Source organism: Microcoleus sp. Pol10D4 (genome assembly GCF_036701555.1).
Lineage (GTDB): Bacteria > Cyanobacteriota > Cyanobacteriia > Cyanobacteriales > Microcoleaceae > Microcoleus.
In genome coordinates this window covers 33,784-47,627 of record NZ_JAUBRA010000026.1, presented here as the reverse complement: position 1 = coordinate 47,627, position 13,844 = coordinate 33,784, and the positions used below count along the sequence as shown (strand labels likewise).

Here is a 13,844-nt window from a genome sequence, read left to right as displayed (position 1 = left end):
CCAACCCTCAAACAGCATGGTACAACAACTCACCCCTGAAACCAAACCAGAAATCATCTACCCAGACAGCGACGGAGAACCAATGGCAGACAATACCCAACTATTCCGCTGGATTGTCACTATTAAAGAAAATCTAGAAATCTTGTTTGCCAGCATCCTACTCAAGCTCAACAGGAACGGCAGCGTGCAGAAGAAGCGATCGCCCAACTTGAACAAGAACGACATCGTTATCAAACTTTGCTACAACAAATACAGCAGCAAACCATCGACCCCGACCCTAGTAATTAACAATACGAATCCAACTAAATCAATCTCCTTTAGTCCAGTTTTCAAACTGTCCACTCCCACAAAGTCTTCCTTGAGCCTTAAACCCTATCTACAGCGTTCTAATTTTTAGTAAAAAGCCCGATCGCACTGTTCACTTATCGAAACTGTCCCCTGCTCTCCTGACCGCTTCAGTCGCACTCTCTATGCTTTAAGTTAATCAACCAAAAGATATATTTGACTTAGAGGCACTATGCAGAAACAAATCATACGCCAAAAAGATACTAATGCTTGGATACTTCAGTGCTGGGTTTCTTTTATTGTTGCCCTGTCCGCAACTACTGTAGGTATCATTTATTTACAAGTAGACCCCTGGCAAAAAGCTTTTATGGGTATGGGTTTAACTTTTTCTGTTGGCTCGTCTTTTACTTTAGCAAAAACCATTCGCGATAACAACGAGGCAACAACATTAACTGCCAGAATAGACGAAGCTAGAGTTGAGAAAATTCTCGCTGAGCACCATCCTCTCAAATAAATTTGACTATACAATGTATACAAGAAACAGCCCGCGCGGGCTGTTATTGTTGTTTGAGCCACAGGTTTCAAGCTGTGGATGTGAATTGGGGATTTCAATGGCTACCTTTGAACTTACGATCGCCCAACTTATTCTTTTGTCGCTGGCGAATACCGGCCTTAACTGTCGCCATATCCACCGGAAAACCAACGACAGGAATCACCTGATCCTTGCGTTCTTCTTCCAGATTCTTGAGTTCGGTGTAATCAACCCAGTGAATGCAATTCACCGGACAAGTGTCGATCGCCTCAGCAATCAACTCTTCAGAATCCCCGTCTTGTCGAACTACGCGCGATCGACCGTAATCCGGTTCAATATAAAAAGTATTGCGAGCAACGTGAGCACAGTGCTTACAGCCAATGCAGGTAATCTCATCAACATAGACACCTTTTTGGCGTAACACGCCGCCCAACTCCGGTTCCAAACCAGAGCGATCGGGCGCATCCCGCAAAAATCCCCCCAACTCCGGCTCTAAACCAGAGCGATCGATTGCTGTATCTATTCCGAGTCCAGAAAGCTCAGACATTTAGACCCCCACAATAGTAAATAAGTCCGCGGAGGCGGACTTTGATGAGACAAGATTGCAAAAATCTCTAAAAATTATTAAGCGCACCAGCGTTGCACCACCAAGCGGAGCGAACCGTCTTGATTTTGCTTTTGCTCAGAAATTTGGAAACCCTGCTTAGCGCTTTCATTCACCACAGTATGGTAAGCGTAGCGCTGAGTCACCTTATTCAGAAAACGGTCTACAGACCAAGCTTGCTGCCAAAATTGCAAGTCAGCCACCAATTCATACTCAGTCCCGTTCCAGCTAAAACCTACGTCGTAGCCGTTTTTTTGCTCAATCACGACCTCAGCGGTGCTGGTTAAGCCGCGATAGCCACGCACCTCAGTTGGGCCCGATTTCCAGTCAATACCCAAGTCAGTTAAAGCAGCTTCCAAAGAATTCAAATTGCGGATCTGGGTCTTAATTTGGCTAAAGTGTGACATGGTGATTCCAAAAAAATTTAAGTGAACTCAACAAAAAAAATTACCAATCGCTAAAAGCCACTTGGGCCGTCGCTTCGGCTGACTGATGCAGCGCTTGCGTGAAATATTCCGATGTTGACTCTTGGTGAAGCACCACGCCGAGCTGAGCTTCAATTGCAGCCGTTACCTCAGCACAGGAAGCACCGACAATGCCGGTGACGGTTTCCTGTACGCGGCCATCTGGATAGATCACAAACTCTAGTGTTTCCATAATGCGGGCTGACTGAATAGGAATATTGAGAACAGACACCGACACCAGCAAGCCAGGGACGATGCCTCCTGAAGTAGCTTCTTGAGAGTTGGCTGACTGACAAAGCGCTATATCAATTTTGACTAATTGATAGGTTTTGAGTCACAACTTAACATAAGTTATTAATAGGTAGAAGCAATACATCAGTTGTATGTAAAGTTTCGCGTAGATCGTGACAGCAGTCAAGTCACTATATATTTAGATTTTAGATTTTAGAGTGAGGAAGAAGGAAGAGGGGATGAACCGCAGAGGGCGCAGAGGGCGCAGAGGGAAGAAAGCAGAAGGTAAAAGGCCAAAGTATAAATTCCCCACTCCCCCTCTAGTTCCCTCTGGGGTCTAAAACGTCTCGCAGGCCATCCCCCAAAAGGTTGAAACCCAGAACAGTCAAGGTAATCAGTAAACCGGGAAACAAAATAGTCCAAGGAGAAGAAAGAGCGTATCCGCCCTTAAAAGCATCAGAAAGCATCGTCCCCAACTCAGGAACCGGCGGCTGTGCGCCCAAACCCAAAAAACCCAAACCTGCAGCTTCTAGTGTCGCCGTACCAGTCGAAAGAGTTGCTTGTACAACTAGAGGCGCGAGACTTCCCGGCAAAATGTGGCGAAAAATAATCCGTAAGTCGCTGGCGCCCAAGGCCTTGACAGCCAAAACAAATTCTTGTTCCCGCAGAGACAGCACCATACTGCGAGTTAAGCGGATGTAAATCGGAATTTGCACGAGGCTGACAGCGATAATTACGCTTTGCAGGCTCGGCCCGGTGACGGTAACAACGCCGATCGCCAGTAAAATCGAAGGAAAAGCTAACAAAATATCCGCCAAAGTGCCGATCGCAATTTCCAGCAACCCCCGAAAATACCCCGCCACCAGCCCCAAAAGCGCTCCCACAATTAAACCCGCACCTACAGAAACCAGGCTAACAAGTAAAGATATCCCCAATCCGTGCCACACCCGCACCAACAAATCTCGCCCCAAACCGTCGGTACCAAACCAATGTTGAGCGCTAGGAGCCACTAAGCGCGACAAATAATCTCGATCGATCGCCGGATCGTAAGGAGCAAGTAGGGGGGCCAACAGTGCCGAGATCATCAGCGCTACAGTCAAAATTAAGCCGATTTTCCCCGAAGTCGATCGCCAAAATCGTTGAAAAGCTGCTTGTGGAAATACTAAGTCGTTATTCAATCTTCGATTTTCCATCTTTTGCTGTCACCAAAAAAACTGAGGATTTGGGCAACTATTAGGATAAATTAACAATCGCGATCGCAGAAATACGTTAATAAGACTTCTTCCGGGAGACCAAAAACTCGGTGCGTGCATTACCGTCCATATCAATGGCATTTTCGCGCCAAATGCCGAATGACTGAGCCCTTCGTTAAAGACCATTTAAGATATAGAGAACAAGATAAATTTAAAAGCCAAATGACATCAACCTTACTCAAAACCTCAGCCCGATCGCCCCTCAACGCCCCAACAATCCGCCATTTCCCCAATGGCCTCACCGTTATAGCCGAACACTTGCCAGTCGATGCTGTTAACCTCAGCGTGTGGCTCAATTTAGGCTCAGCCGTCGAACCAGACGACATTAACGGCATGGCTCACTTTTTAGAACACATGATTTTTAAGGGAACTCCCAGCATTCCCAGTGGCGAATTTGAGCGCGCGATCGAGCAGCGCGGCGCTGTCACCAATGCTGCCACTAGCCAAGATTACACTAACTATTACATCACCACAGCTCCTAAAGATTTTGCCGAACTAGCTCCTCTGCAAGTCGATGTGTTGCTCAACGCCAGCATTCCCGACGACGCCTTCGATCGCGAAAGGCTGGTAGTGTTAGAAGAAATTAGACGATCGGAAGACAATCCCCGCCGCCGCACCTATCAGCGATCGATGGAATTAGCCTTTGAAGTCCTGCCCTACAAGCGACCGGTACTCGGCCCGACTGCGGTAATCGAACAGTTGACAGCGCAACAAATGCGGGATTTCCACAGCAGCAGATATCACCCAGGAGCCATGACAGCCGTAGCTGTCGGCAATTTGCCAGTCGAGCAACTAATAGAAATTGTCGCAGACAGTTTTGCAGCAAAAAGTACAGCACAAACCAACAACATAAATGTGCCTGCTGTCGGCAACTTTCATCCAGAGCCCCAAATCCTGAACTACGGCCAAGAATCACCGTTTACAGAAACAGTCCGTCGCGAATTTGTAGACTCTTCCCTTCAGCAAGCCCGACTGATCGTGATGTGGCGAGTGCCCGGTTTCATGGAAATGTCCGAAACTTATGCCCTGGACGTTTTGGCGACAATTTTGGGACACGGCCGCACAACTCGCTTGGTTCAGGATTTGCGCGAAGAAAAAGGGCTAGTCTCGTCAATTTCGGTCAGCAACATGACTCAGCGACTCGGCGGCGTATTCTCGATTTCTGCTCAACTAGCAACAGAAAACTTGGCAGCAGTGGAAGCTGCGATCGTCCAACACATCCGCACTCTCCAAACCGAATTTGTGACAGATGCCGAAATTTCCCGCATTCGCACTCAAGTAGCAAATCGGTTTATCTTTGGTAACGAAACTCCGAGCGATCGAGCAAGTTTGTACGGTTACTATCAGTCGATGGTAGGAGATATCGCTCCGGCCCTCAACTATGCCGCCTGCATCCAAGCTCAGACTGCCGAGGATCTCCGAGAAGCCGCCGTCAAATATCTGTCTCCCGACGCGATGGGTGTTGTGGTAATTCGCCCCGACGAAGCATAAATCTGACTTCGCCTCAACAGGGGAATTCTGCCATCCTTCTGCTTTTGAGGCATCCAACAGCATTCGGGATTCGGCAGAAACAATGTCAACGCGCACGAGGGATTTTTAGTCAATAGTGCGTGAAATTCGATCGGCTCTCGCCTTGAAGGTTTTGTATCCAATAATTAGTATGAAGCCTTTAAGGTACGGGCGATCGGCAAAATTACGGTAATTTTATGAGACGATAAACTGGGAATTATTGATGAGCCAGCAATTTATTCTAGGAAAACCGGGTTGATCGGCATCGTAATTCTAAAATCTAAAATCTAAAATCTAAAATCGATTGCTCGGCAAAATTACCGTAATTTTATGAGACGATAAACGGGGAATTATTGACGACTCAGCAATGTAGTCTCGGAAAACCGGATTGATCGGCATCGTAATTCTAAAATCTAAAATCTAAAATCTAAAATCGATTGACAGGGGCACGCAAGCATGAAATTACAAAACTTTCTTGACTCAAAAATTAGGTACGATGCCAAAGCAATTGCTGCAGACGACGAACTCAGTGGCCAAATTCAAAGCCGCCTCATTGACCTGGGTTTACTGAAGCCTCCCGTAGACGGAATTTTTGGCCCTCTCTCTACCGCCACCCTCCACCGATTTCAAACTCTGATGAAGTGTGGCGAAGCGGGTTTTTTGGGAGCAGTCACAGCCAAAAAGCTGATTGAAACCAAACCAGAGGAGATTCCCACAAATCCCCTGATCCTGAAAACGCTCAGAGACACCATTTTTAAATCGAAACCGCTGGCGTCTTCTCAACTTCAGGACTCGGAAAAACAAGTAATACCAGCCGGAAAAGAGTTTGAGATTCTGGCTTTTGCTCCGGCTCGCGGTCACATCAGAGTTGCTCTCCGCAACGAGTCTTTCAAAGGTTCAGGAATTTGGTATGTTTTTGGAGCCCACGCTCAAATTACTCAAGAGACCGTTCTGTTTTTTCCCAAACCGAATCCCCCAACTGTCAGGCTCGGCATTCCTTATAAATCGCAACTGGATAACTTGAATAATCCTACAGGTTCTTGCAATGTAACTTCATTAGCGATGTGTATGGACTTTTTGAAGGTGCCACGGCGCAAACAAACCGGGCAATATGAAGACGAACTCTACGAATATGCGATCGCCAAAGGTTACAGTCGTTGGGACCCCTACGATTTAGCAAAGATTGTTAGAGATTACGGCGCTCAAGATTTCTTTACCGAGAATGCAACTATTGATGACGTTCAAGATTGGCTAGCCAGCGGAAATCCCGCTGTCATCCACGGATACTTCACCTCTTTCGGTCACATTATAGTTGCATCAGGCTACGACAGCGAGGGATTCTTCGTTCACGATCCCTATGGTGAGTGGTTCCGAAGTGGCTACGATACAAGTGTCAGCGGTGCTTACTTGCACTATACGTACCGCTTAATCCGCAGCCTCTGTATGCCTGACGGGAATTTTTGGGTTCATTTTATCTCGAAGTAATTGGGAATTGGGAATTGGGAATTGGAAATTAACCTTGTTACTACTGACTAATGATACGAAGTCCGGGTTCATTAACTTCTTTATCACTAACGGGTTGAAACCGCTACCAACACGATCGCACCAACGAAGTCCCTCTCTAAGAAACTAAGAGATAAAGAAAGTATTTAACCCGGATTTGATATAACAACAGTCAACAGTCAACAGTCAACAGTCAACTAACTATTAATTTTCATACTCAAATCCAGCCAAGTCGAGCGCGTAATCGGAGCACTCGTAGAAATATAGTCAACTCCGGTTTCGGCTACACTTCTAATTGTTTCTAAAGTAACATTGCCGGAAGCTTCAATTTTTACCCGATCGCTCTTTTGGCGAATTAGTGCCACAGCCTGCCGCATCAAATCAAAGGACATATTATCTAACATGATAATATCGGCTTTGTGCTGCAAAGCTGTTTCTACTTCAGCCAGAGTTTCGGTTTCGACTTCGATCGTCAGCGGATAGGGGATAGAATTGCGAATTAGGGCGATCGCCTCTGCAATCCCCCCAGCCGCCGCAATGTGATTGTCTTTAATCATCACCGCGTCATCTAATCCCATCCGGTGATTACAAGCACCGCCGATTTGAGTTGCGTATTTTTCCAACAATCTCAATCCGGGCGTTGTCTTGCGGGTATCTACCAATTGCACGGGCAAATCGGCAATTTTGTCAACATATTTTTGAGTTAAAGTAGCGATGCCGCTTAAACGCATTGCCAAGTTTAATGCTACTCTTTCTCCGGTTAGCAGCGCGTCGAAATTGCCGGAAATTTCGGCGATTACTTCTCCTTTTTCGCACAGTTTCCCTTCTGGTACTTGGGGGATGAAACTGAGGCGGCTGTCTAAAAGTTTAAATGTGCGATCGGCAATTGGCAATCCGGCAATGACTCCAGCTTCTTTGACAATCCATTTAGCTGTACCCTGGATGCTGTTTGCGGGAAATAAGGCCGATGTTGTGCGATCGCCCCTACCGATATCTTCTACTAGCCAGTTGTGCAATAGGGAGTCTAAAACTATCCAAGGCGGTAATATTGCTGTCATGTTTTTGTCAGTTGTTATATCAAGATCATATCTACTAGGAAGAATAGTCGATCGGGTGATTTTAGGCAAGTTCCAAGATAGTGATGGTGTTAGTGCGATCGCAATTTGGTAGGCGGGGGAGATGGGGGGGAGGCGGGGGGGATCGCACTACATTAGGACTTACGCATGGGGGTTCAGAAACCGGGTTTTTTAGCGAATCTGTGGGCGGGAACGATCTTTTCGTAAAAAAACCCGGTTTCTTTGGTCGGAGTGCGTCCAGGAATCTAAATAATGGGGTATTCTGTTGCTGACTTTGGGTGTTAGTGCTTTAATGGAGTAGATGGGTATCGATCGCGAGAAGAAATCATGATACAGCCAGTCATTTTAGAAAAATTAGCAGAACTCCCTGAGTCTCTTCAGACAGAAGTGCTTCATTACATTGAGTTTTTGATTGAAAAGCAGGCTAAAAACTCAACCCAAGAAAAGCCGACCAAGCGAGGCGGACTTGGAATTTGGAAAGGTAAAATCTGGATGTCTGATGATTTTGATGAACCTCTTGAAGATTTAAAGGATTATATGTAAACATGAATATTCTACTGGATACCCATACTTTTCTCTGGTACTTGGAAGACAGTAAACAATTAAGTTCTCAAGCAGCAGAAATTATTGAAGATCGAAGTAATACTCTCTGCTTGAGTATCGCCAGCTTATGGGAAATTTCCATTAAGCTTGGTTTAGGAAAACTAAGCTTGCAAAACTCATTCTCTGAATTAGAGGAAGTGTTGCAACAACTAAAAATAGAGGTTTTGCCCATCACATTCTCTGATACAGAGTGCTATCTTAACTTGCCGCTGCATCATCGAGATCCTTTCGATCGCATTCTGGTGGCACAGGCGATTAATCATTCCCTTGTTTTGGTTAGTCGCGATGTGGCTTTTGATGCCTATGACCTTCAGCGGTTATGGTCATAGCTGCGGCGGGTATCATGTTGACAAAGTTGGGTGTCGCTGATTTAATAAAGTGAGTTTGCTTTGTCGCAAGGAAAATTTGCGCCAAAGAAACAAGCTCATCTTATTTATGAGCAAGCACAGGCTTTGGGGTGGGCCACTAGGGCTAAGGGTAAGTTTGCTAGTAAATTTGGAAGTAACGAACTTGATAAATTAGAGTTCGGATTTGATTATTTCGCCTAAAAACTACATTCAAGCTACAAATACTCAGTTATGACTCACCTAAATATTTCTCCTCTCAACCGTCGCTCTTTTCTTAGTTATGTTGCTTTAGGTACTTTGGGTTTATTGACAAAAGACTTGCTTGATCCAGCTAGCGCTATGGCTTATAGCGAGGGATTAGGCAAAAATTTCTCTACCTTGGAGAACTATCATATTTTTGTTCCTTATACCACAGCCCGCAACGGAGGAAAAGAAACATTTACTTTGCGATCTGGAGAACCTTGTCAGGTAGCAATTCCCTCCAAAACCCAAGATAGCCAAGAGATTACCATCAAAGGGCGGGGTCAAGACGGTAAAGATATTACTGTAGTTTTGCATACCTTATACGATAGACAACTTAGAATAGCGGATCAAGTTTATCAAGAAATTGACAAAAATACGCAATTTATAGAAGAAGCAAGCAAAGCTAAATGCAAATTTGTTTATGAGCAAATCGAGGATGGTGAGTATATTGACGATGTGATTGCCTTGGATTTTCTTGATTATGTGATATCCTCCTCAAAGCTAGACAACAAAATTAAAGAGCGTTACCAAATCGCCAGTAACAATTCGCGCTTACTCGGAACTGAACAAGCCATTGAAATGGCATTAAGTCAATCTAAACTAACTGAGGCAGAAAAGAAACTAATTAGAGGGACTTTTGCCTCCGTCCGTGCCAGCGAACCGGTTCCTGACTTTAAGGCGCTCACAGATATTGACTCAATTGTTGCCGCGTCGGCACTTCCTTTAGAAATCAAGCAGAAACACTTTTTAGCCAGTACCAATTCAACAGCCTTAACAGTGGACATCATTCTTGTCAAACTGATCGAGGAAAACGAAAAATTAACTCCCGATCAATCGAAAAAGTACCGGTCAACTTATGAGCAGGTACGTGCTGGAAAAAGAGTAGAAGATGCAGCAGCTTTAACATCCCTAGACTCATTCATCAGTAATGCTGAAATTCCAGAAAATGCTAAAGTTATTTACTCAATAGCAAGGAAACAAAATTTTGATAATCAAGTGGCTTTTGGTAAAATGATTTATGATTTTGTCCAAAATTTTGTAGCATTCAAACAACTAAAGGATGATGCTAAAGAGGTTAAAGAAGCAGGAGCAGCAATTGTTCCAATAGCTACGAAAATACTAAGTCTACTTGGAGTACAAACAGCAACAGGTGTCACTATTAGTAGTTTATCAGGAGGGGCTGCAACCAACGCGACTTTAGCTGCTTTAGGTTTGGGTTCCGTCGCATCTGGTGGTTTAGGAATGCTGGGTGGTTTAGCCTTCGTAACAGGAGGAGCTGCGCTAATAGGAGCAGCAGGAATAGTGTCTATTGCGTTAGTCTCAGAAATGGATAGCAAAGACCAAAAAAATCTGGGAATTGCAATTGGTACAGGAACAATCGCCGGTGCTGCAACTGTTTTAGGTGCTTGGACTGCTGCGACTGCTTTGGGAGTAGCCGGTACATTGTCCGGTGCTGCTGCTATTACTACCACTATTTCGGCTCTTGGTGGACTCGGTTTAATCACGGGCGGTTCTGCTCTTGTTGCATGGGGTACTGCATATATGATTTGGTTATTGCTCAAATCTGAAAAGACTCGCGATTCATCTGAAAAGACTCGCGATTCATCCGTGCTGCACCAGTTAGAAACTCGAACCTACACCTATACTGAAGATATAATTCCCGGTTATTGGGGAGAAATTTTTCAAAAGAATGTAATTCCAAAATATGGCATTAAAGAGGGATTTTCTGCTCCTAATATCCCCTTAGATAAACTGTCAAACGCGCTGTCTTCATGGCTATCTATTGACTCTGAAGAAAAAGTAATCGCGTTGATAAACAATAGTGTTTTTAATGATGCCAAAGAGGGGGTTGTATTTACAAACGAAAAAATGGCTTGGAAAGTATTTCTAGTTTCAGAACCTGATTCAATTAACTATGAAAACTTAGCAACATTTGTAAATAAGGGAAGCAAATTAACTTCACTGCTCTCTGACGCGAAGCAGAAACAGGAATTGTCTAAGTTGAAAAAAGTAGTAGATATTTTGTCAGACGAGAAATACTCTACCAATTTATCTAAGTTGCAAGAGTTAGTAGCTCTAGTGGGGAGTGACAAAAACTTATCGGATCTGGTTTCTAATGAGAAGTATAAAAACAAGTTGCCACAATTAAAAAATGCTGTAGCTATTTTATCTGACGAGAAGTACAGTCAGAACCTGTCTAAGTTGAAAGATGTTGTAGATGTCTTATCTAATGAACCTGATTTAGTAAAATTTTTATCGTCGCAATTAGTGTCACAGCTATCTGACAAGAACTATACCAATGACTTGTCTAGGTTAAAAAAGGTAGTAGATACGTTTCTAAACGAATCTGACAAGGACAATTTCACTAAGTTGCTTCGACAAATTGCTCAAAAATATAGCACAGTTTAAGCCGCAACTTTTGCCCGCGATTCTGGCTATGAGGAAGGCGGAAGGCGATCGCCCACTATTGACTTCTAAAATTAAGGGCGATCGCTTCTTATGATTGTATTAAATAAAAACGACTGGAATGGGCAATTATTATGACTATTCCTGATATTACGATCGCCCTTATTGCAGCAACTTCCAGAATCATTCTTGACAGAAGTCAGCGACTTCCTCGACTTTGTGATGCACAAGCACAAAAATAGAATAGCTGAACCCGAACTCCCAGACGATATTGCCAAAGCTTGGGCAAAATGGTGCGAGAAGGTCGATCGCTTGCAAGTAATGACTAATGAGCCGGATAGCGAATTTAAGCTACAGTAAAAGCTATACCAGTTCATCTAACTCAAGACTAGCCGGAGACTTTACGGTCGGCAAGTAGCGCTGAGGGGAATTTTGCACGAAATTCGATCGGGTGGAATTCTGATAGTTGTGCTAATTTAGAATGCAAAAAAGATATTCGGCGTTTGGGGGTAACTTTGGAAGTGGCGCGGTGGCCAGCTACTTCGGGGTTCTGTACGATTTAGGTAGAGCCTTTAGAAAAGTGTGAATTCAAGACGTAAATCATGTAAGGGAAAACCTATCCTAAACATAGGAGTTTTCCGTTTTCAAGCTTAAAGGCTTAAAATGAGCAAATAGGGGCACTCGGTCAAGCAAATCTCCTGTAGGGCTAGAGAAGGTTATATGGTGCGCCAGAGTTTAGGAAAACGGTTATCCAGTCTCAGAGTTGGGCAAAAGATCGGTTTAGGATACACCCTTGCTCTCAGCATTGCTGTGTGTGGAACAATTGCTGGTTTTGGAGTTGGCGATCGTTATCAACAACAGACTCAAGAGCGAGAAAAACACGCGCGTAACGAAGTGGAAGTTCTGCATCGTCTGCAATCTCGTGTTCTCCAAGCCCGAACCCACCAACAACAACTCATTCCTTTAGCGCAATACCCAGAAAAATTTCAGCATGAATATGCTCACCTGCTGAAGCATGAAACTGAAATTCAAGCAATTTGGGCTGAAATTAAGGCATTTGTGGCAAAGTCTCCGACCCTACAAGCGGATGTGCATCACGCAAGGATTCCAGCCTTCTTGCAAACCTATGACCGCGTGCCACAACTCTACTCACAGGAATTAGAACTCCGAGTTGAACGAATTCGCAACCTGAATCTCGCATTACCCGCTGATGTTGAGCAAGCTCAAAAGCTCATGTTGGAATTTACCAATAGCGATTTGGCGCTTGCATTCGATGGCATCTCGGATGATTTGGTGGGTTTAATTGACCAAGCTTACCAAGAACTTGAAGTAGCGACAAGGTTAGATCGACAGGCTAGTGAAGTTGCTGAGAAAGTGGTGGTTGCAAGTATCGGATTGTCTGTTGCGATCGCCATTCTTTTGGCACTTTTGACCAGCCGAGCAATTGCCCAACCCATTCAATCTCTGACCAGCGTTGCCAGAAGATCCACTGAAGAATCTAATTTTGAGTTACAAGCGACTGTTGAGCAAGATGATGAAATTGGAACGCTTGCCAATGCCTTTAACCAATTAATTCGCGCTGTTCAACAACTGTTACAGCAACAGAAAACAGCCAACGAACAACTGGAAAACTACAGCCAAACCCTTGAATCTCAAGTCGAGGTAAGAACCCAAGAACTCAGCGACAAAAATACGCAGTTGCAACAACTCTTAGAGGAACTGCAACACACTCAGGTTCAAATGGTGCAAAGCGAAAAAATGTCTGCTTTGGGGCAAATGGTGGCAGGGGTGGCACACGAAATCAACAATCCAGTCAACTTCATTCACGGCAACTTGACTCATGTGCAGGAATACGCCCACAATTTATTAGGTTTGGTGCAACTCTACCAGAATTACTATCCCGACCCAGCAGCCGAAATCAAAGCTGAGGCGGAAGATATTGATATGGAGTTTATCCAAGCCGATCTACCTAAAATCCTCGACTCCATGAAACTTGGCACCGATCGCATTCGTCAGATTGTGTTGTCACTCCGCAACTTTTCACGAATGGATGAAGCTGACTTCAAAGCCGTTGATATTCATGAGGGCATTGATAGTACATTGTTGATTTTGCAGCATCGCTTGAAAGATAAATCAGAGCGTCCAGCGATTCAAGTAATTCGTGATTATAGTAATCTACCGCTAATAGAATGCTATCCTGGTCAAATCAATCAGGCGTTTATGAACCTCCTGGCAAATGCCATTGATGCGCTGGAAGAAGCCAACGTCAAACGAACCTATCAGGAACTCAAGGAAAATCCCAACCAGATTATCATTCGGACTGCCATGATTGATTCAAAGTGGGTAAAAATTGCAATTTCTGATAACGGAATGGGAATGCCTGAATCTGTTCAGAAACGACTCTTCGATCCATTCTTCACTACAAAGTCTGTCGGTAAGGGAACGGGCATGGGGCTGCCGATTAGCTATCAGATTGTCACTGAGAAACATCGCGGCAAGTTAGATTGCTTCTCAATACCTGGTAAGGGAACGGAGTTTGTCATTCAAATCCTTGCCCACCAGCAAATCCGCGATGCGGCATAACAAAATGCGCCCCATCGCCGCAAGGTTTTCTGTTAGGCTTTTGAGGTTATCTGCGATGAGGTTTTTGATGAATTTCTTTCCCCTTCGTATTGCTCAAACGAATTTTACCCCTGATTACCTATTTTCCTATGCTTAGAGTGACATAAGAGCGCTAATCGGGCTATCTTGTATATTCCTAAAAATTGCGGTTTTGAAAGGTTTAGAC

General features: G+C 44.4%; 14 protein-coding genes and 2 pseudogenes. 11 read left to right on the top strand and 5 right to left on the bottom strand.

Features of this window, described 5'->3' with window-relative positions; genetic code table 11:
- Positions 1–16: 16 nt before the first annotated feature.
- Together QUA36_RS15170 and QUA36_RS15165 are read left to right on the top strand one after the other, a co-directional pair.
- Positions 17–154, top strand: a pseudogene (locus tag QUA36_RS15170) (Uma2 family endonuclease); the annotation flags it as partial.
- Positions 155–517: 363 nt separating this feature from the next.
- A complete protein-coding gene (locus tag QUA36_RS15165; RefSeq protein WP_172189332.1) occupies positions 518–799 on the top strand; it encodes a YiaA/YiaB family inner membrane protein in 282 nt (93 codons plus the stop codon).
- Between the two features lie 94 nt (positions 800–893).
- On the opposite strand, the gene QUA36_RS15160 is transcribed toward QUA36_RS15165, so the two are convergent.
- The 4 genes from QUA36_RS15160 to QUA36_RS15145 all read right to left on the bottom strand — a co-directional run bounded on the left by QUA36_RS15160 (position 894) and on the right by QUA36_RS15145 (position 3,309).
- Positions 894–1,364 carry a ferredoxin gene (locus QUA36_RS15160; RefSeq protein WP_333084753.1) on the bottom strand — a complete coding sequence of 157 codons (471 nt, stop codon included), beginning with the start codon at positions 1,362–1,364 and terminating at the stop codon, positions 894–896.
- A gap of 77 nt (positions 1,365–1,441) precedes the next feature.
- On the bottom strand, positions 1,442–1,828 hold the full coding sequence (locus QUA36_RS15155; protein WP_242716193.1) for a DUF1257 domain-containing protein: 387 nt from the start codon (positions 1,826–1,828) through the stop codon (positions 1,442–1,444).
- Between the two features lie 40 nt (positions 1,829–1,868).
- Positions 1,869–2,078, bottom strand: coding sequence for a DUF2997 domain-containing protein (locus QUA36_RS15150; RefSeq protein ID WP_015176940.1), 210 nt, complete (start codon positions 2,076–2,078; stop codon positions 1,869–1,871).
- A gap of 358 nt (positions 2,079–2,436) precedes the next feature.
- Positions 2,437–3,309: an ABC transporter permease gene (locus tag QUA36_RS15145; RefSeq protein WP_333458258.1), complete on the bottom strand. Its 873-nt coding sequence runs from the start codon at positions 3,307–3,309 to the stop codon at positions 2,437–2,439.
- Positions 3,310–3,531: 222 nt separating this feature from the next.
- Between QUA36_RS15145 and QUA36_RS15140 the strand changes: the two genes are divergently transcribed.
- Entirely contained in the window at positions 3,532–4,860 is a 1,329-nt protein-coding gene (locus QUA36_RS15140; RefSeq protein WP_333458257.1) for a pitrilysin family protein, read from the top strand.
- Between the two features lie 474 nt (positions 4,861–5,334).
- The gene (locus tag QUA36_RS15135; RefSeq protein WP_333453781.1) at positions 5,335–6,363 is read left to right on the top strand and encodes a C39 family peptidase; all 1,029 of its coding nucleotides are present in this window, start codon (positions 5,335–5,337) and stop codon (positions 6,361–6,363) included.
- Positions 6,364–6,578: 215 nt separating this feature from the next.
- Here QUA36_RS15135 and nadC read toward each other — a convergent pair whose 3' ends face one another.
- Positions 6,579–7,439, bottom strand: a complete 861-nt coding sequence (gene nadC, locus QUA36_RS15130) for a carboxylating nicotinate-nucleotide diphosphorylase (protein WP_333458256.1) — start codon at positions 7,437–7,439, stop codon at positions 6,579–6,581.
- Between the two features lie 345 nt (positions 7,440–7,784).
- Here nadC and vapB point away from each other — a divergent pair, with 345 nt between their 5' ends.
- From vapB to QUA36_RS15100, 7 genes and pseudogenes are all read left to right on the top strand, one after another.
- Positions 7,785–8,000, top strand: a complete 216-nt coding sequence (gene vapB / locus QUA36_RS15125) for a type II toxin-antitoxin system VapB family antitoxin (protein WP_333215483.1) — start codon at positions 7,785–7,787, stop codon at positions 7,998–8,000.
- Positions 8,001–8,002: 2 nt separating this feature from the next.
- Positions 8,003–8,389 carry a type II toxin-antitoxin system VapC family toxin gene (locus tag QUA36_RS15120; protein WP_333232795.1) on the top strand — a complete coding sequence of 129 codons (387 nt, stop codon included), beginning with the start codon at positions 8,003–8,005 and terminating at the stop codon, positions 8,387–8,389.
- A 60-nt stretch (positions 8,390–8,449) separates the two neighbouring features.
- A complete protein-coding gene (locus tag QUA36_RS15115; RefSeq protein ID WP_333458255.1) occupies positions 8,450–8,608 on the top strand; it encodes a hypothetical protein in 159 nt (52 codons plus the stop codon).
- Between the two features lie 30 nt (positions 8,609–8,638).
- Positions 8,639–11,059, top strand: a complete 2,421-nt coding sequence (locus QUA36_RS15110) for a hypothetical protein (RefSeq protein ID WP_333458254.1) — start codon at positions 8,639–8,641, stop codon at positions 11,057–11,059.
- A 186-nt stretch (positions 11,060–11,245) separates the two neighbouring features.
- Positions 11,246–11,416, top strand: coding sequence for a hypothetical protein (locus QUA36_RS15105; protein WP_333458253.1), 171 nt, complete (start codon positions 11,246–11,248; stop codon positions 11,414–11,416).
- 47 nt (positions 11,417–11,463) lie between these two features.
- Positions 11,464–11,619, top strand: a pseudogene (locus QUA36_RS31365) (DUF6753 family protein); the annotation flags it as partial.
- Between the two features lie 157 nt (positions 11,620–11,776).
- Positions 11,777–13,639, top strand: a complete 1,863-nt coding sequence (locus QUA36_RS15100; RefSeq protein ID WP_333458252.1) for an ATP-binding protein — start codon at positions 11,777–11,779, stop codon at positions 13,637–13,639.
- Positions 13,640–13,844 lie beyond the last annotated feature (205 nt).